11 protein-coding genes are annotated in these 19,990 nt (G+C 35.0%); 6 read left to right on the top strand and 5 right to left on the bottom strand.

The annotated features are described in order from the left end of the window. Positions 1-16 precede the first annotated feature (16 nt). The 6 genes from OA93_RS02520 (at position 17) to OA93_RS02495 (ending at position 14,830) form a co-directional block, all read left to right on the top strand. Positions 17-1,855, top strand: coding sequence for a PQQ-binding-like beta-propeller repeat protein (locus tag OA93_RS02520; RefSeq protein WP_039111534.1), 1,839 nt, complete (start codon positions 17-19; stop codon positions 1,853-1,855). A gap of 495 nt (positions 1,856-2,350) precedes the next feature. Continuing rightward, positions 2,351-3,823, top strand: a complete 1,473-nt coding sequence (locus tag OA93_RS02515; protein WP_039111533.1) for a family 10 glycosylhydrolase — start codon at positions 2,351-2,353, stop codon at positions 3,821-3,823. A gap of 21 nt (positions 3,824-3,844) precedes the next feature. Beyond that, complete coding sequence (locus OA93_RS02510) at positions 3,845-6,349, top strand: family 20 glycosylhydrolase (RefSeq protein ID WP_039111532.1); 2,505 nt, start codon at positions 3,845-3,847, stop codon at positions 6,347-6,349. 5 nt (positions 6,350-6,354) lie between these two features. Further along, positions 6,355-7,659 (top strand): serine hydrolase, encoded by a 1,305-nt coding sequence (locus OA93_RS02505; RefSeq protein ID WP_039111531.1) that lies wholly within the window; start codon positions 6,355-6,357, stop codon positions 7,657-7,659. Positions 7,660-7,945: 286 nt separating this feature from the next. Continuing rightward, positions 7,946-9,088 (top strand): DUF1343 domain-containing protein, encoded by a 1,143-nt coding sequence (locus tag OA93_RS02500; RefSeq protein ID WP_039111611.1) that lies wholly within the window; start codon positions 7,946-7,948, stop codon positions 9,086-9,088. 714 nt (positions 9,089-9,802) lie between these two features. Next, positions 9,803-14,830, top strand: coding sequence for a T9SS sorting signal type C domain-containing protein (locus OA93_RS02495; protein WP_039111530.1), 5,028 nt, complete (start codon positions 9,803-9,805; stop codon positions 14,828-14,830). A gap of 704 nt (positions 14,831-15,534) precedes the next feature. Here the strand turns inward: OA93_RS02495 and OA93_RS24000 are convergent. From OA93_RS24000 to OA93_RS02465, 5 genes are all read right to left on the bottom strand, one after another. Beyond that, the gene (locus OA93_RS24000) at positions 15,535-16,398 is read right to left on the bottom strand and encodes a PepSY-like domain-containing protein (protein WP_052259345.1); all 864 of its coding nucleotides are present in this window, start codon (positions 16,396-16,398) and stop codon (positions 15,535-15,537) included. A gap of 606 nt (positions 16,399-17,004) precedes the next feature. Next, complete coding sequence (locus OA93_RS02480) at positions 17,005-17,469, bottom strand: PepSY-like domain-containing protein (RefSeq protein ID WP_039111529.1); 465 nt, start codon at positions 17,467-17,469, stop codon at positions 17,005-17,007. A gap of 17 nt (positions 17,470-17,486) precedes the next feature. After that, positions 17,487-17,930: a PepSY-like domain-containing protein gene (locus tag OA93_RS02475; protein WP_039111608.1), complete on the bottom strand. Its 444-nt coding sequence runs from the start codon at positions 17,928-17,930 to the stop codon at positions 17,487-17,489. A 71-nt stretch (positions 17,931-18,001) separates the two neighbouring features. After that, the gene (locus OA93_RS02470; protein ID WP_039111528.1) at positions 18,002-19,273 is read right to left on the bottom strand and encodes a HAMP domain-containing sensor histidine kinase; all 1,272 of its coding nucleotides are present in this window, start codon (positions 19,271-19,273) and stop codon (positions 18,002-18,004) included. After that, positions 19,273-19,944, bottom strand: coding sequence for a response regulator transcription factor (locus tag OA93_RS02465; protein ID WP_039111527.1), 672 nt, complete (start codon positions 19,942-19,944; stop codon positions 19,273-19,275). Before OA93_RS02465 ends, OA93_RS02470 begins: the two co-directional genes overlap by 1 nt. Positions 19,945-19,990 lie beyond the last annotated feature (46 nt).

Here is a 19,990-nt window from a genome sequence, read left to right as displayed (position 1 = left end):
AATAAAAAACAGATCAATGAAACTTTCATTTTCCATAATATTATTGATTTTTATAATTGCATCAGGGTTTTCTCAAAAGGCAGAAAAATCAGGAAATATCAAGTTTGTACAACTTACAGATTTGCATGTTTCTGTGGGGAACGAAAATGATTTTTTGTTGCAAGACATTATAAAAGAAATCAATAATTCTGATAATGAATTTGTTGTAGTAACGGGAGATTTAACGAATCGTGGCGCAGATGATGAACTAAAGCAAGTTCATTCGATTCTGGCTAAATTGAAAATTCCTTATTATGTAATCTCAGGAAATCACGAAACTAATTGGAGTGAAAGTGCAGGTTTGACTTATAAAAAAATATGGGGTAACGATAGATTTGTTTTCTCAAAAGGAGATTATCTTTTTATCGGATTTCCGTGTGGTCCTTATATGAAAATGGGGGATGGTTTTGTAAAGCATGAAGACGTTCTTTGGCTTGACCAAACACTAAAAGACAGTCTTAAAAATAGCAATAAAAAAGTATTGAACTTTGCGCATTATCCATTAGATAATAGTGTGAGTAATTATAAAGAAGTACTTTCTGTTTTAGAAAAATACCCTACAGTTGTTAGTTTTTGTGGTCACGGACACACCTTAAAAAAATATGATTTCTCTGGTCTAAGCGGTATTATGGGAGCATCGATTACCTCGCGCGATGGAAAAACCAGAAGCTACAACGAGGTTGTAATCAGTAATGATAGCATTAGTGTTTATCAGAAAATGATAGACAAACCAGGTGTTTTTAATTTCTCAGTTCCAACAAAGCCTTCAAAAATTGAAATTCCAAAAGATAATCTAGAAACTAATTTCCCTCCATTTATAAAAGATATTGCATCAATTTATAGTGTTCCTTGTTTTGATAAAAGAAGCCTCTATTTTACCAATTCTATTGGCGAGATACAATCGGTTAATTTGAAAAACAAAACGCTGAATTGGAAAACAGAAACAGGAAATGCTATTTATTTCTCCCCAATTATTGTAAAAAACAATCTTGTTATTGGTACAATAGAAGGAAATCTGCTAGGATTTGATACAGAATCAGGCAAACAAAAATGGAAGATTCCTGTAGGTGGAGTTTTGGTAGGTTCGCCAATTGCCGAGAATAATAAAATTTATACAGCAAGCTCTACAGCGTTTATATGCATTGATGCCGTTAGTGGTCAGGTAATCTGGAAGAATAATTTACCACAATCGTATTCGCAAGGAACTCCATTGATACAAGGGGATAAGGTTATTTTTGGAGCATGGGATGCCAATGTTTATTGTTTAAATAAAAACACAGGAGCACTTATCTGGCGATGGAATAATGGCAATATAAATCAGCTTTTGTATTCAGCTGGAAATGTAAATGTAGTGTCGTCAAAAAGCAGACTTTACTTTGTTACACCAGAACGTTTTTTGACCATTTTGGATATCGAAACAGGTAAAACCCTTTTAAGAACCTCTAAATGGAAAGTCAGAGAATCGATGGGAAAAAGCCAAGACGGAAAATGGTTTTATGCAAAAACAATGAATGGAGAATTGTTAAGATTACCATTAAGCGATAATCTAGAATTAACCGAAGAAAATTTGATTAGTCAAAGTAAGATTTTAGATTTAAAACTAGGGTACGAGCATAATCCAGCGCCAATAGTAGAAAACAATAATAAAATATATATAGGAAGCCGAAAAGGAGAAGTCGTTATTGTTGATGCGGAGAAATTTGAGATTATAAAACAAATCAATTTAGGAAGCTCGAGCGTAAACGGATTTTCAGTAGATGAAAAAGGCAACGTTTGGACATCGCTTATTGAGGGAGGAATTTATTTATTAGAGTAAGTTTATCCTAACAGTTTTTTTTAAACCTGTTAGGTATTATTATCGACAAATATTATGGAGTTTCTCTTCCGTTGAAATGTCAATATTGAGAAAAACTTTGCGGACATAGTGGTTAAATTATCTGCCACAGATTAAAAAGATTAGAATGATTAGAAAATTATATTGAGTAAATATGCTATGCTATAAAAGCTCCAGCGGAGCGTAATATTTATAGCCAATGTTATACGTTCTTTTTGTAAAAGCTCCAGCGGAGCGATATGTATGTTTGTCTTCGGGTTGCTGAAATGTCACCCCGCTGGGGTTTCTTTAGATAAACAATTAAATTTCTATAAATATAATGTCCCGCTGGGACTTATTTCGTTGGTGATTTAATAATGAATTAGATAGAAATTAAAGGATTAAACAGATTAAAAACTTTGTGGACTTTGCGTAAAACCCTTGCGGACTTTGCGGTTAAATTGCCCGAAAAACATTAACTAACCAAAAATAGAATTTATGAAAATCTTAAAAATTTTAATTCTAGTGCTGTTGTTTCAAGCCAATCTCTTTGGACAACAACCAGCAAAAAGAGAAATGCGGGCTGCTTGGATTTCTACTGTAGATAATATCGATTGGCCTTCAAAACCCGGTTTATCAGACAAGGCGATGAAAGCCGAAATGATAACAATTCTGGATAATTTACGGTCGTATAATCTGAACACCGTAATCTTTCAAATTCGCCCTACGGCAGATGCCTATTATAAATCGACTAAAGAACCAGCATCACATTGGATAACCGGAACTCAGGGCGTTGCCCCGGGTTTTGACCCATTGCAATTAATGATTGACGAAGCGGGGAAAAGAGGAATGAGTGTACATGTCTGGCTAAATCCGTATCGTGTACAAAAAGATACAACCAAAGAAGTACTAGCAAAAACGCATTTATATTTTAAGAAACCAGAGTTGTTTGTTACTTACGGAAAAACGAGATATTTTAATCCTGGGTTTAAAGAAACCAGAGATTTTGTTGCTTCTGTGGTGGGCGAAATAGTTCGAAATTATGATATTCAGGCAATACACATGGACGATTATTTTTATCCATATAGAATTGCTGGGCAAGAATTTCCTGATCAGGTTGCATTTGCCAAAGAACCTCGACAGTTTAAAGACAAAGACGATTGGAGAAGGGATAATGTCGATTTGATAATCAAACAAATAAGAGATACTATAATTGCAAATAAACCAGAGGTCGAATTCGGAATTTCACCTTTTGGAGTATGGCGAAATATTGCCAAAGATTCAGAAGGATCAAACACAATGGCAGGAGCTACAAACTATGATGATTTGTATGCCAATGTTTTAAAATGGCAAAAAGAAAACTGGATAGATTATGTAACACCTCAAATATACTGGCACATTGGTTTTGACAGAGCTAATTTTGAAGTTTTGGCAAAATGGTGGGCAAAACATAAATACGGGGCAAATGTATATGTAGGTCATGGAGTTTATAAGCTTTTGAAAACAGCAAATGAAGTAGAGTGGAGAAGTCCAGACCAGATTGTGAAGCAAATAGAAATGGTTCGGTCTCTGCCTTTACTAGATGGCTCCATGTATTTTACAGCAAACAATTTTCTAAAAAAAGGAGATACACTTAGAAAGCCTCTTATAGAAAAACAATATAAATATATTGCATTAACACCCGAAGCAAACAGAATTACAAGAATAACACCACAGCCGCCAATAAACGCTACGATTGCTAAAAGCGGAGATAAAGGACTGCTTACTTGGAAAGCTGGATTGAACAATAAAAAATATGTGATTTATAGATTTGCTAAAGGAAAAATAACAGATTTCTCTAATCCTGAGAATGTTTACTACGTAACCACAGCCACAAAATTAGAAGTGCCAAATGCTAATTTTGAAAAATATATTTATGCCATTACCGCTTTGAGTACCACACAAACGGAAAGTATTCCAATACAATTTTAACAAAACCAAAAACCAGAAAAGATGAAAAAAAGTATGCTACTAATCGCAGTTTTCTTGAGTTCCCTGAATGTATTACAGGCTCAGAAACTCGATATAATTCCGCAACCAGTAAAAATAGAACAGAAAGAAGGAACATTTGTAATTCCTTCATCAGTACAAATTGTTGTAGACAAAAAGTTGCAAAAAAGTGCCAATTATATAGGGAGTGATTTTTTTGCAACTACAGGAATTAAGCCGATTGTTTCTATTGGAAAAGGAAATAAAAAAGATGGAATATCATTTTTAGTAGATGAAAAATTAAATCTTCCTAATGATGGTTACGAATTGAGCGTAACTAAAAAAGGAGTGGTTATAAAAGGAAAATCTTCAAACGGAGTCTTAAATGGACTTCAAAGCTTATTACAAATTTGCACTGCCAAAGAGGTGAAAAAAGGAACAATTCCGTTTGTGAAAATAGAAGATTATCCTCGTTTTGAATGGCGCGGAATGATGCTTGATTGTTCAAGACAGTTTTTTGATAAGCAAACGGTTAAGAATTATATCGACTGGTTAGCAGCACACAAGATGAATGTTTTTCATTGGCATCTTACCGATGATAACGGATGGAGAGCCGAGATTAAATCAATGCCAGATTTAACCTTAAAAGGAGCCTGGAGAGGACCAGGAGAAGTATTGTTGCCATCTTACGGTTCAGGAAACAAACGTTACGGCGGTTATTATACCCAAGCCGATATGAAAGAAGTTGTGGCTTATGCAGCAGCTCGTGGAATCTCAATTATGCCCGAAATCGAAATTCCGGGACATTCTCGCGCTGTAACGGCAGCATATCCAGAAATAGGATGTGTTACGACACAGGAAACAAAAAGTGTTCAGGGAGAAGTAAAAAATGTATGGTGTGTGGGGCGTGAAGAAAACTATCAAATTCTAGATTCTATAATTAGAGAAGTTTCAGAAATGTTCCCTTTTGAATATATTCATGTTGCAGGAGATGAGGTAAATAGAGCCAATTGGGAACATTGCCCAAAATGTAAAGCGCTGATGGAAAAAGAAGGCTATACAGATACTTTCCAACTTCAGAATTATTTCTTTAGACGTGTAGAAAAAATCGTAGAAAAATACAATAAAAAAACAGCCGGCTGGAATGAAATTTTAAAAGGAGGAGAGATAAATCCAAACACTTTAATTAGTGCTTGGCAGGGAATAAGCTACGGAATTGAATCAGCTAAAAAAGGGTATGAAACTGTTATGATGCCAGGGCAATTTACTTATTTTGACATGGCACAGTCCGAAAATGAGCGTGGTCATCGTTGGGCAGCTATTACAGATACAAAAAGAGCTTATTCGTTTGAGCCAATTCCAGACAACGATTTAACTCCCGAACAACAAAAATTGATAAAAGGAGTACAAGGTGCTTTGTGGAGTGAATATCTTGATCGTCCGACACGATTTGTAGAATACCAAAGTTACCCAAGAATTAGTGCTTTGTCCGAAATTGGATGGTCTAAAAAAGAAGATAAAAACTGGGATAATTTTTATGGAAGATTAACCAATAGCCATTTGCAACGTTTGGCTAATATGGGAATTGCTTTTAGAGATTTTCCGCCAACGGCAATTTATAAAAGCGGAACGATTACAGTAACACCACCTTATGAAGGAGCAGTTGTACGTTATGATGCGCAAGGAAACGAACCTACGAGACAATCCCCTTTATATACTGGATCAATCCAGACTAAGAATTATGAGCAATACTTGTTCCGTACCTTCTTTAATGAAGATTCAGCAAGTCCTGCGGTAAAAGTTGAGAAATTACCAGTTGCAAATTGGAATACATCAAAAGTTGAGGTTTTAAACATTTCGGAGAATATTACGGAGCATGTTGATAAAAGCGGGATTTGGTATTTAACTTTTAATCCAACTGCAGATGAGGTTAGTAATGGAGTTATTAAATCGGTTTCATTTTATGAAAATGATAAATTAATCCAAACTTATTCAGAAGAAAAAACACTGAAATCCAAACCTCGTTTGCGATTTGTGATTGATAATTATAATGATAAAAACACTTATCGTTTAGACTTTATTGTAGATAATAAAGAAGCTACAGCATCTTCGGCTAAGGTAAATTTCAATTGTTCGCCTTATTTAGAACCAGAGGTAAAAGTTACCTCATCGATGGCTGAAAATCCTAAATTCCCAATTTCAAGATTAGAAGATTATAATGAAGAGACTTATTTGCGTACCGATGTTCCGTGTGTGAGCGGTGACTGGATTTTATACACGTTTACCAATCCTGTTGTTTCTTCAAAAATTGATGTATTGACAGGAATTCCACATCACCCAAGATTTATTGTAAATGATGGTTATGTTGAATATTCGTATAACGGAATTGATTTTGAAAAAGGAGATATTTTTGATTATGGGAATGCTTCTATCTACCCAAAGAAACCTGTAAAAGCAGTTAGAATAATGATCACAGGAACCAACAACGAGCCTCTTATGGCAGGTCAGGACTTGAGAGTTAATCCATAAAGAACATGAAGAAAATAGGAGTTAAAATCGTACTTGTTTTTTTGATTCTTCTAGAGATTAGTTGCCATTCTCTAAAGAGTTCAATAAAAACTTTCAATACAAAGCAAAATGAAGTTTACATCGATTCGATGATGAATAATGCGCTCGAAAAAGGATTTTTCCCTGGAGCACAAATTATTGTAGGTAGCAAAGATTCTGTTTTCATTTTGAAAAATTATGGGTACCACGATTATTCAAAAAAAGAGTTAGTAAAAACAGACGACGTGTACGATTTAGCTTCTATGTCTAAAGTCTTGGGAGCTACCCTCGTCGCCATGCGTTTGGTTGGAGAAAACAGATTAAAATTAGAAGATAAGTTGGGAGACGTAGTTCCTATGTATAAAAACACAGCTATTGCCGATTTAACTTTTTTTGAATTACTCACGCATACTTCGGGGTTAACGCCCAGTATTACTTTTTATCAAAGTATGTTATCTACGCCAGATGGATCTCCTTTGTTAAGTAAAGAAAAGTCGGAGAACTATCCTGATTTATTCGATAATATGTATGTAAACAAGAATATTGTTTATGATGCAAATTATCTCTCTTTTGAACCTAAAGAGAATTATGTTCAGGTTTATAAAAATATGTGGATAAATCCTGAGTTTTATAAAATGGTATATGAGAAAATAGCTGTGGCCAATACCAATCCTCGTGGTAAGTATTTGTACAGCGATTTAAACCTGATCCTTGTGCAACAAATGATGGAGACAAATACAGGTAAAAAGTTGGATCAACTGGCGAATAAAATTTATGCTGAATTAGGAATCTCAAAAATTGGATATAATCCTTTAAAATGGACTTCGGAGCAAAATGTAATGCCAACCGAAATTGATAATTTTTTCAGAAAAGATACCATCAAAGGTTATGTACATGATGAAGCTGCGGCTATTTTAGGTGGAGTTTCCGGGAATGCAGGTTTGTTTGCCAATGCACAATCGATCTCGGTAATTTGCCAGATGTTGCTTAACAATGGGAAGTATCAAGGAAAGCAAATTCTAAAAGCAAAGGTGGTTGCAACATTTACAAATTCGCCTCTTGCCAAAGAAGGAATTTATCGCGGACTTGGTTTTGATAAACGAAAACCAGATGCATTTTATAATAAAAATGATTTTGGACATACAGGCTTCACAGGAACATTTTTCTTTTTGAATCCCGATAATAATAGGTTCTTAATTATTCTTACCAATCGTGTAAACCCTACAAGAACTAATAGATTAATGTATAAAGATGATTTTTGCCCGAAGATTTGGAAACAAATAAATGAGTGAAAAAAGTTAGCCACAGATTAAAAATGATTTTTGTTTTGTTGACGCTAAGTTTTTCACGCAGATTTTACAGATTTAAGCAGATCAACACAGATTATAAAATTTAAATTAAATCTGCCAGAATCTGCAAAATCTGCGTGAAACAATTTATTATAATGTAAATCTCCAAAATCTGTAGAATCTGCGAGAAACAAAAATTAATGGCGAATAAAATCTTTTTAATCCTTTAATCTGTGGCAAAAAATAATTTATGCTAATTCGTGCAATTAGTGAAAAACAAATAAACCCTATGAAAAAACTAACCATAATATGCGTATTAATTACAACCGTTTCTTTTGCGCAAAAAATAAAAACAGGAGCAGAAAATTATACTGAATATTTGCCTTTACTAAAAGGGAAAACTATTGGTATTGTAACCAACCAGACAGGAATTATTGATGAGAAAACCCATCTGGTAGATTTTTTGGTTGAAAAGAAAGTAAAGATAAAAACCATTTTTGCACCAGAACATGGTTTTAGGGGGACAGCCGATGCTGGCGAACACGTATCTGATGAAATCGATACAAAAACAGGATTGTCGATTGCTTCCCTTTACGGGAAAAATAACAAACCAAATGCTGAGCAATTAAAAGGAATTGACATCATGGTTTTTGATTTGCAAGATGTAGGAACACGATTATATACGTATGTTTCTACAATGCATAGAATAATGGAAGCATGTGCCGAGAATAACATTCCGTTAATTGTATTGGATCGCCCGAATCCGAATATTGGTATTGTAGATGGTCCTGTTTTGGATATTGCGTTTCAAAGCGGAATTGGAATGCACCGAACTCCCTTACTTCACGGAATGACTTTAGGCGAAGAAGCTAAAATGATTAATGGTGAAAAATGGCTTAAAGACGGAATTCAATGTAAACTGACAGTTATCCCGTGTCTGAATTATAATAGAAGCATGAGTTATAGTTTACCAGTGCGACCTTCTCCTAATTTACCTAACGATCAATCGATTAATTTATATGTTAGTTTATGCCTTTTTGAAGGAACTAATATAAGTATGGGACGCGGAACGGAGAAACAATTCCAGATATATGGCTCTCCTTATTTACCAAAAAGCGACTTTGCATTTACTCCAAAACCAAATTTTGGAGATAAAGATCCTTTATATAATGGTGTAGAATGTAATGGGGAGGATTTGTCGGCAATTCCTAGAATTAATAGACTAGAAATTAAATGGCTGATCAAAGCATATCAAACAACTACAGATAAGTCTAAATTCTTCGATAAAAGAAAATTCTCTATACGAGCTGGAAATGAAAAATTGCAACAACAAATAGAAGCTGGAATCTCCGAAGAAGAAATTAGAAACAGCTGGAAAGATGGTTTGCGAGATTTCAAAAAAATGAGAGCAAAATATCTGATTTATAAATAAAAATAATAAATAGAAAGGCATAGCCCTAACAAGATTTTAAAACTTGTTAGGGCTTTTTTTATTATGAAAAGAAAGTAACGGTTTATACGTGGGCTTCGACTCTACTCAGCCTGACAAGATTATGGTTGTTTTACGCGTAATCCAAGCCTTTGCACCTTTGTCTCTCAGCCCCTTTGTCCCTTCTTCAAACAATCTTGTCACCCCGAGGAACGAGGGGTCTCCGCAAGAAACTCCACAATAATTACCGAGCTACTCGTGGAGAATACTTCTCCAGGTCGTTATCGCTCGTGTCTTCCTGCTTCAGGATAGACAATGTTACGGTTAGTTTATGGGCAAAGCTAGCCTTTGCGCCTTTGTCACTTAAAACCTCAACAACTCAATACCTTACGCTGAAGCAGCTTTTTTTGTAACAAAATGATATTTTTAATGTATTGATATTTAACGTGTTAAATATTTAGTAAAAAAAATATTTATTCGTTGAACGACACAATAATTTGCATAATAATATAATTATTTACAGAAATATTATGTTAATTTTACTAATGTATTGCTTCAATAGACTGTATATCAATATGTTGTAGTTGATTCGAGAAAAGAAAATACTGTAGATTAATCTTCAATCTAATTATGCTATTTCTTTTAATACCACCTTCTTATAAATACCCTTTACCCCAAATAATTAACTGATTTTTTTCATTATTAAAACCTACTATTATGAAATTAAAATTATTTTTATTACTCGTCTTTATTAGTTCTTATTCGTGGTCCCAAGCAGGATCGACGAAAACGTATACCAACAATGGGACATTTCCTGTCCCTGCTGGTGTAACTAGTGTCATTGTTCAGGCATGGGGCGGTGGCGGATCTGGCGGTGGAGCCAGTGGTGCCCCATTGCTTTTAGGAAGAGGTGCTGCCGGAGGAGGAGGAGGAGCTTACGCAAGTGCTCCAATTACAGTTACTCCCGGAGCAACGCTAAATGTAGTAGTTGCTAGTCAAACCGCTGGTACCAGCGGAGCTGGTGCTGCAGGAGGGAACTCTACTATTAGTGGTTTCGAAACGTCTATCTTAGCCGCAGGAGGTTTAGGTGGAGGTGCCAATAATACTGGAGGTTCTCCTTTAGGAGGAACAGGAGGAACAATTGCAGCTTCGACAGGTTCTAGTAAGTTTGCAGGTGTAAACGGAGGTAATGGTAACTCATGGAATCTTCTAGGATTATTGCTTTCGTCTGGTGCTGGAGGTGCCGGAGCAAATTCAGGAGGAGCCGGAGGAGGAGCTGTTTCAGGTTTACTCTTAAGTAATGCACCCGGAATCGCAGGTTCACCAGCTGGTGGAGGAGGTAGTGGTGCCATAAATTCGGCGTTGGGTGTTGCACAAATTGGGGGTGCAGGCGCAGCTGGAAAAGTGATTATTTCTTATTCTTGTCCTAATTATAGTATTGGATCTACAACTGCAACAAGTATTTGTGCTTCTAGTGGTACAACATCTACAATAACAGTAGCGGGTAGCGTTACGTCATTGCCTGTTGGTAATTATGTAGTGACTTATAACAGAAGTAGTCCTAGTGCTACGGCACTAACTGCAAATTTGACAGTTAGTACAGCAGGAACTGGAACTTTTACAGCGGAAGGATTAACTACTGCAGGTTCGAGCATTATAACAGTTACTAAACTTACTTCAGAAACTTGTTCTTCTACTATTACGACTAATAATTCAGCTACGGTAATTGTATCACCGGCAACAGTTGGTGGAACAGTAAGTGGCGGAACTACTATTAATGCTGGAAATACAAGCGGTTTATTGACTTTATCAGGTCATACAGGATCTGTTGTTAAGTGGCAGTCATCTGTGAGTCCGTTTACAACATGGGTCGATATCGTCAATACAAATACTACTTATACTTCAGGGGTATTAACAGCGACTACGCAATTTAGAGCTGTTGTACAAAATGGTGCTTGTGTAGCAGCAAATTCTGCTGCAACAACGGTTACAGTAGTGCCTTTACCCACTATAACGGGATTAGCTGCAAATAGTGTATGTACGAGTGATGATGCACAAAGTACAGCTCTAAGTTACAGTAGAACAACGGGAGCTCCAATTACCTATAGTATAGTTTGGAATTCTTCTCCAGCAAATAGTTTTGCAGTTGTTACAGATGGAGTGTTGCCATCTAGTCCAATTACGATTGCAGTTCCTGCCGGAACTGCCGCCGGAATTTATACCGGAACATTGACTGTGAAAAATGCAAGCGGTGGTATAAGTACAGGTTCAGTTTTTACTGTAACTATAAATGAAACTCCTACAATTATATCAGATGGAGTACTTTCTCTAATTTGTGCAAACGGCAATTCACAAACATCAACTTTATTTTATGTTGCTTCTTTTGGTAATCCTACAAGTTATGCCCTTGATTGGAATAACGCAGCAAATGCAGCTTTGTTAGCGGATATCCCTGATACTTCATATAATTTTGCTTCAAGTGGAGGAATCCCAATTCAAATACCTGCAAATGCTTTACCGGGAACCTATAACGGATCATTTATAGTGAAAAGTGGATCTTGCAGTTCTGCATCTACGGTAACGATAACAATAATTGGGCAAGCTATTGGTGGAACAGTAACTGGCGGAACAACAATTAATTCCGGAGAGACAAGTGGTTTGCTGACTTTATCAGGTCATACAGGATCTGTTGTTAAGTGGCAGTCATCAGTAAGTCCGTTTACGGCTTGGGTTGATATTGACAATACAAATACAACTTACACTTCAGGAGTACTAACAGAAACTACACAATTTAGAGCAGTTGTACGAACAGGATTTTGTCCGGTTGTAAATTCTGCTGCAACAACTGTAACGGTAGAGGCTTTACCTACTATAACAGCGTCAGCTTCGGCTGGATCTCGATGTTCAATTGTGGGTGCGCAAAATACACCGTTAAGTTATAGTGAAACAACGGGATCTCCAATTAGTTATAGTATTGTTTGGGATTCTTCTCCAGCAAATAGTTTTGCAGCAGTTACAGATGCAGCATTACCGTCTAGTCCAATTACGATTGCAGTTCCTGCCGGAACAGCTGTGGGAACTTATACGGGAACATTGACTGTGAAAAATGCAAATGGTGGTGTTAGTACGGGTTCAATTTTTACTGTAACTATAAATGAAATTCCTAAAATTACATCAACTCGAATATTCTCTGCGATTTGTGCAGGCTCGCAAATATCAGATTTAGCTTATAGTGCTACTACTGGAAGTCCTACAAGCTATGCAGTTAATTGGGATAACGAAGCAAATGCAGCTTTCTTAGTAGATATTCCTGATACTCCACATCTTTTTACTTCAACTCCTAATACATTTCAAATCGAAGTATCAGCAAATGCTTTACCAGGAACCTATCAAGGATCATTGATATTAAAAAATGGATCTTGCGGTTCTGTATATCCCGTGTCTATAACAATATATCCGCCAACAGTTGGTGGAACAGTAACTGGCGGAACAACAATTACTTATGGAAACACAAGTGGTTTACTGACTTTATCCGGTCATACAGGATCGGTTGTTAACTGGCAGTCATCTGTAAATCCGTTTACGACATGGGTTGATATCGCAAATACAAATACTACGTACACTTCAGGCGTATTAACAGAAACTACACAGTTTAGAGCTGTTGTACAAAGTGGGGATTGTGCAGTAGTAAATTCTGTGGCAACAACTGTAACAGTAGAGGATTTACCTACTATAACCATATCAGACGGAACCTTTCCTATTTGTCCAGCTGATGAAGAGCGAATAACAAATTTATATTATAGTGAAACAACGGGTTCTCCAGTTACTTATAGTATTGTTTGGGATTCTTCTCCAGCAAATAGTTTTGCAGCAGTTACTGATGCAGCATTACCTGAAAGCCGTATCGATATTCATGTTCCTGCGGGAACTGTTGGAGGATCTTATACGGGAACATTGACTGTGAAAAATGCAAGTGGCGTAGTTAGTACAGGCTCATCTTTTACTGTGCCTATAAATGAAAAACCTACAATTACAACAAATGGAACAATTTCTCCAGTTTTTACAAGTACGAACTCGCAAACTGCATCATTAACATATACTGCAGTTACAGGAGATCCTATAGGATATTATATTGAGTGGGACGTTTTTTCAGGTAATAGTCCAATGCAAAATCAAGGTACAACTTCATTCACTTTTGCTCCCGGCGGAGGTGTAATAAATACAATTGAAGTATCTCCTAATGTTCCGCCTGGAACCTATATTGGAAGTTTGGTTATTTACAATGGAACTTGTATCTCAGCAGCTCAGGAAGTATCAATAGTAATTAACCCTGAAGCACCCACTATAACAGCAGCAGAATCAACAAATGCTGTTTGTTCAAGAGTTTCTGCGCAAGGAGCAGCATTAAGTTATAGTGCAACAACAGGATCTCCTGTCTCTTATAGTATTGTTTGGGATTCTTCTCCAACAAATAGTTTTGCAGCCGTTACAGATGCAGCATTACCTGCCAGTCCAATTAAGATTAATGTGCCTGGGGGAACTGCTGAGGGAACTTATACCGGAACATTGACTGTTAAAAATGCGAGTGGTGTTAGTAGTGCAGGCTCACTTTTTACAGTAACTGTAAATCCACTTCCTACAATTACAACAAATGGAGAAATTACACCAGTTTTTACAAGTACCAGTTCGCAAACAACATCATTAGCATATACTGCAGTTACAGGAAACCCTACAGAGTATTCTGTTAAATGGAATGTTATTTCCACTAACAGTCCAATACAAAACCAAGGTTTAACTCCATTCACTGCAGCTCCAGGCGGAGGCGTGATAAATACAATTGAAATATCTCCAAATGTCCCGTCAGGAACCTACGTTGGACTACTGACTATCTATAGCGGAACTTGTAAAACGGATCTAGCAGTAACAATAGTAGTTAATGATGCGGTTGTACCACCAACAATAACAGGAATAGGTGCAACTGACATATGTTCAAGCCCTAGTGCGCAAAATACAACATTCTATCTCTTTACAACCGGCTCTCCAGTTGTGTATAGTATAGTATGGGATTCTTCGCCTACAAATAGTTTTGCTGCTGTTACTGATGAAGCATTGATTGATAATACGGTCACGGTTGCTATTCCTGCAGGAACTGCGGCCGGGGTTTATAACGGAGCATTGACTGTAAAAAATGCGAACGGTATAAGCAGTAGTTCAAGTTTAATAACTGTGACTATTAACGAAACGCCAGCGGTTACGCCTACAGTTACACCAGAAACATCTTCATCTAAGGGAAGTGTTCTTTTAGAAAATTTACCTGAGGGTGATTGGACTGTATCATTTAATTCAGGAGCAACTGTTTATGAGTCAGATCTACCTTCTTTATTAATTCAAAATCTATCATCCGGCACTTATACTTTTATAATAACTTCAGATCAAGGTTGTGTGCAGGAATTAACAGTTGGTATTCCTTTCGTATTTGGTCGTGCAGTTGCTTCAAAATATTCTGCATCGGCAAACAATACAATTTCTGTAGCTACTTTAAACAAAGTGATAAGTGTTAATGCGTTTGATCAGAATATTAATCAGGTATTTATTTACGATGTTTCGGGTAATTTACTCTACGAGAAAGGTGGGATAGGAAATCCTAAATTGAGTATCGATAATTTAAAATCTGCTAATCAAGTTCTGGTGGTTAAAGTTGTCTTAGATAACAATCAGACCAAAATTAAAAAAGTGATTTATTAAATTGAATAAAGATTGTGTTTTTAAAAACCATTCCGTTTTACGGAATGGTTTTTTGTTTTTTAATAGATTCTAAACTGTTGAGGTTTAAAGGTGCTAAGTGGCAAAGTTTCAAAGGTGCTGAGGTTCTAAGTTACAATGAGACAAAGGGACAAAGACTTGACCACAACATAACCCCAATCTTGTCACCCTGATGAAAGAAGGGTCTCCGCGAGAAACTCGATAATTAAGAGATGCAAAGGTTTTCTATCGATGCGCTAAGAAAGGTTTAAAGTTGCAAAGTTTCAAAGGGACAAAGACTTGATCACAACATAACCCCAATCTTGTCATTCCGAAGAATTGAGGAATCTCCGCGAGTGGCTCCGCAATTTAAGAAAAACTTTATGTTAGTTACTTGCGGGGCTTCGACTCCGCGCAGCCTGACATTCGCAAACCTAATTTTTGCACTTTTGACTCTCAGTTTCAAAGGGACAAAGGCGCTGAGGTTCTGAGCTGCAAAGAGACTAAGACTAAGGCAATTTTGCGGTTATTTTTTTCTACCACAAATTACACAAATTTTCACAAATTTAAACTTTTAAAATCCGTTTTTATCCGTGTTTTCGCTTTAGCGAATCTGTCTTATCCGCGTTCCTTTTCATCCACAGACTTAAAAAAAGCTCCGAAATTAAATTTCAGAGCTTTTAGAATGGTATTATATAATTACATTTTTATTTGTCTATTCTAAGGAAATTTCCAAGAGTGTCAAAAATTAAATCTGTATCATTAGAAAGTTCTACTTCAGTATATGTTTTTTCATTATCAATAGATGTTATGAATAAACCTGGATAAGTGGTTGTAACATATGTATTGATTTTTGCAGGAATTAAAGCAACAGGAATAGCTTTGCTACCTCCATCTATTTCTGTCCAGTTTCCATTTACATCAAAATCAATTTCAAAATTGTTAGAAAGAGAAACATCATAAACAGAACCGTTTGCATCTGGTTTATTTTGTTTTTCTACCAATCTAATTGTTGCATTAGGGAAATGTGTACTAATTAATGTAGTCGCTGCCAGAGGTAATGTAGTTGGATTAACAACAACTTCATTATGATTATCTCCATCATGATCTATTCTAACAAAATCTCCTTGTGTAGTAAAAACTAAATCTATATCATTAGATAATTCTACGTCGTATTTAGTTTTTTCGTTTTCGATTTGTACGATAAACAAACCAGGATAATTTGCAGCAACATAAGCATTAATTTTCTCTGGAATTAAAGCAGTAGGTATTGCTTGATTACCTCCATCTATTTCAGTCCAGTTTCCGTTAGCATCAAAATCTATTTCGAAACCATTTGCAAGCGAAACATCATAAATAGTTCCATTTAAACTAGGTGTATTTAATTTTACTGTTGATTTATATACAGGACTAGGAAAATAGGTTTCGGTAAATGTTTTTGCTGTAGCAGGAAGATTAGTTGGCTCGATTACAGTTTTATCCACTGCGACAAGACCGTCATTACTATCGCAAGAGGTTGTTGAAAGCAAAATTGATAAAATTGTAAAACTTGTTAAAAATGTTTTTTTCATGGTAGTAGTATTAAATTGTTATTTTATTATACAGCAATATTATAACCTGAACCTGGAAACATTTAGGAATATTCTTATTTTTTTTGCAAAAGAGATAGTAAGGGAGATTAATCTTTATTGACGATATGTTTTTAAAAAGATTATAGTGATTTATAACGGTTTAATGATTTGTGTAGATTCGTGAAATTTGAGGCGAAAAAATTAACCGAAAAGTTTTAGGAAAAGGTTCTAAGGCGCTGAGATGCAAATGCGCAAAGGTTTCTCTGAATGTGCTGAAAAATTCCTTTTTATTCTTTTACCCCGATAGCTATTCTGAATGGGTAAATTTTTTCTCACGCAGATTTTAAAAAAATTTAAGCCGATGAGCGCAGATTTATTTATTACTATTTTTTTAAATTAAATCTGCTTAAATCTGTCGGATCTGCGTGAAAAAAATCATTTTAATCAGTGGCTAAAGAAAGGTACTGAGTTACAAAGATTCAAAGGTTTCCTATCGATACGCTTATAAATTTGTGTAATTTGTGGCAGAAAAATTTTAAAATCTCCTGCAAAAAAAAGCCCCGAGATTAAATTTCGGAGCTTTTAGAGTATGATGCAGTTTTGTTTTTATTTATCTATTCGAAGAAAATTTCCTTCAAGATCAAAAACTAGTTCCAGATTATTAGAAAGTTCTATTTCTATAAACGTTTTTTCGTTATCGATTGATGTTACAACTTGATCAGGATAATTTGTGGTTACATAAGTATTGATTTTTACAGGAATCAAAGCAACCGGAATTGCCTGATGATTTCCATCGATATCAATCCAATTTCCTTTAGCATCAAAATCAATGTCGAAATTATTACTTAGTAAAACATCATAAATTGACCCATCGGCATCAGGAATATTTTGTCTAGTTATAAGCTTATAAGTAGCATCAGGAAAATATGTAGTAACAAATGCAGTTGCCGGTTGAGGTAAATCGGTGGCACTAATTATTGTTTCATGATCATTATCATCATCGCTGTCACAAGATGTTGCCGAGAATAAAAGTGTTAAGGCTATAAAGCCAGATAAGATTATTTTTTTCATGATTGTTGTATTTAATGTTAATTATCAATTCTTATAAAATTGCCTTTAGAGTTAAACTCTAATTCAAGACCGTTACTTAAATTTACTTCATATCCCCAAGTTCCTTTGTCAATTTTGGTTATTATAGTATTTGCAAAATTAGTAGTAACGTAAGATGCTATTTTTTTAGGAATTATACTACTTGGAATTGCTTGATGATTACCATCTACTTCTTCCCAATTTCCTTTTCCGTCAAATTCTATTTCTATATAATTTGTAAACTGAACTTTGTAATCTTTAGAGAAGGTTTCTTTATCCTCAATAATATTAACAGGTTCTTGTCCTGGAAAATGAGTTTTTAAGAAAGTCTGAGCATTTGCAGGTAAAGCATTTTTTGTAATTACTGTTTTTTGTGCATTCGCAGAAAGTCCAAATGCTAATCCTGCTATTAGGCATGTAGCCAAGTTTAATTTAGTTTTCATAATTGTTGTTTTTAATTCTGATACAAGTGTATAACCAGAATTTGGAAACAATTAGGAAAATAAATAAAAGACTACTTTTTTGGGAAAATAATTTTGAATTGATGATTTTCCGTGAACAAATATTCGATAGTAATCGAGTAATTATTTATAATTGATTTTACGATAGACAAACCTAAACCAGTAGATTCATTGGTTGTGGTATGGCGATAGAATCTGCCAAAAATAGCTTCAGGATTTAATGGAGAATTATTACCACTATTCGAAATGATGATATCATTCTTGTTTATTACAAAATTTACAAAACCATCAGGATGATTATGTATCAAAGCATTTTTTAATAAATTACTAATTAATGCAATGGCTAATCCTTTGTTCATCATAAAAAACAAAGTATCATTTTCAGTCACTGTGATTTTTATTTTTTTGAATTCAGCTAAGTCTGCATAATCCTCTGTTAATACTAATATGAGTTTATTAAAGTTGACGCTTTCTTCTTCAGAATATTGTTGGTTTTCTATTTTGGATAACATCAATAACGATTTATTCAATCTTGTTAATCGAGTCAGTGTATCTGTTATTTTACCTATCTCCATCATTTGTTCATCAGGGAGAACGCTATTCTCTGCAAATAATTCGAGTTTGTTAATGCTAATTGCCAGAGGAGTTTGTAATTCGTGTGAAGCATTTTCTATAAATTGTTTCTGACTAGAATAAATTGTTTCATTACGATTTAGCATTTTCTCTACTTCTTTTGCCAAAATATTAAACTCATCAATAGGAGAATTGATAGGTTTTAATCGGCTGCCAGTTCCTAATTTAATCTCTTTAAGATTTTCTAAAATGATATGAAACGATTTCCAGATTCTTTTTAAGAGCAAATGGTTTACTACTAATATGCTAATAACAAGCATAACATACAAACCTATTAAAGCCAGGAATAGATCTTCGAGTAAGTCATCCTCTTCTACAACAGATGCTTTTATTATTAGTTCATACGAGTTTCCGTTATCATCATTAAAAATAGTTTTTAATGTTCTAATAGGTTCGTTATCGTTATCATATTCCATAAATTCCTCAGAGGTAGAAAATTCATCTTTTTGAGAATAATGACCTTTAGGAAGTGGTTTTATGGTAAACTTATTGATGCCGAATTCGGGAGAATTTAATAGTTTTTTGTCGGCAAAAGCATGTCGGATAATAATGATTTTAGAGTTTTTTAAATCATCATCAATATTATCATGCACTTCATCTAAAATCAGCATATAAAAAATCCCAGCCCAAATTGGGATTACAATAAGTAGCGTAAGTGCGAGATAGCGAAGTGTATAGTTTTGTAATTTCATTAATTCATTTTATATCCAATTCCGTAAACAGCCTGAATATCAATTTCGGCATCACTGTCTTTTAGTTTCTTGCGTAAATTTTTAATCTGTGAATATACAAAATCCAGATTGTCTGCCTGATCTGTATGGTCACCCCAAACATATTCGGCTATTGCAGTTTTATTAATTAATCGGTTTGGGTTTATTATAAAATAGTAAAGTAAATCAAATTCTTTTCTGTTTAAGGTTAGTTCTTTATTGTCTATAGAAACTGTTCGTTGTTCTGGGCAAAGCGTTACGTTTTTCCAAACAATTAAATTGTCTCCATTGTGATTGTTTCTCCGAAGTGCCGATTTAATTCGGGCATGTAATTCTGATAAATGAAAAGGCTTACTTAAATAATCATCGGCCCCTAAGTCCAGCCCTTTTACTTTATCATCAACAGCATCTTTTGCCGATATAATAATAACTGCACTTTGTTTTTTTTGATTTTTTATTTCTCTCAGTAAGTCCAAACCATTTCCGTTAGGAAGCATAATATCGATTAATATACAATCATAATCGTATGCGCCTAGTTTGTCTAGTCCGGAAATATAATCATATGCGGTTTCGACAATATATTTCTCTTTTTCGAGTGATTGTTGCACGACTTCACGTAAACCAGCTTCATCTTCTATTATTAAAATTTTCATGTTACCTGTTTTATGTAATTCAAATGTATGAATACGAATTCAAAAT

The organism is Flavobacterium sp. KMS (genome assembly GCF_000813005.1).
Taxonomy (GTDB): domain Bacteria; phylum Bacteroidota; class Bacteroidia; order Flavobacteriales; family Flavobacteriaceae; genus Flavobacterium.
The sequence above is the reverse complement of the archived record's forward strand: the minus strand, read 5'-3'. Positions and strand labels throughout refer to the sequence as shown.

What these genes read in the sequence shown, in the direction of transcription:
- OA93_RS02475 (WP_039111608.1), bottom strand. Translation starts at nt 17,930, where the DNA reads ATGAAAACTAAATTAAACTTGGCTACATGCCTAATAGCAGGATTAGCA.
- OA93_RS02500 (WP_039111611.1), top strand. Translation starts at nt 7,946, where the DNA reads ATGAAAAAACTAACCATAATATGCGTATTAATTACAACCGTTTCTTTT.
- OA93_RS02470 (WP_039111528.1), bottom strand. Translation starts at nt 19,273, where the DNA reads ATGAAATTACAAAACTATACACTTCGCTATCTCGCACTTACGCTACTT.
- OA93_RS02520 (WP_039111534.1), top strand. Translation starts at nt 17, where the DNA reads ATGAAACTTTCATTTTCCATAATATTATTGATTTTTATAATTGCATCA.
- OA93_RS02505 (WP_039111531.1), top strand. Translation starts at nt 6,355, where the DNA reads ATGAAGAAAATAGGAGTTAAAATCGTACTTGTTTTTTTGATTCTTCTA.
- OA93_RS02465 (WP_039111527.1), bottom strand. Translation starts at nt 19,944, where the DNA reads ATGAAAATTTTAATAATAGAAGATGAAGCTGGTTTACGTGAAGTCGTG.
- OA93_RS24000 (WP_052259345.1), bottom strand. Translation starts at nt 16,398, where the DNA reads ATGAAAAAAACATTTTTAACAAGTTTTACAATTTTATCAATTTTGCTT.
- OA93_RS02510 (WP_039111532.1), top strand. Translation starts at nt 3,845, where the DNA reads ATGAAAAAAAGTATGCTACTAATCGCAGTTTTCTTGAGTTCCCTGAAT.
- OA93_RS02495 (WP_039111530.1), top strand. Translation starts at nt 9,803, where the DNA reads ATGAAATTAAAATTATTTTTATTACTCGTCTTTATTAGTTCTTATTCG.
- OA93_RS02480 (WP_039111529.1), bottom strand. Translation starts at nt 17,469, where the DNA reads ATGAAAAAAATAATCTTATCTGGCTTTATAGCCTTAACACTTTTATTC.
- OA93_RS02515 (WP_039111533.1), top strand. Translation starts at nt 2,351, where the DNA reads ATGAAAATCTTAAAAATTTTAATTCTAGTGCTGTTGTTTCAAGCCAAT.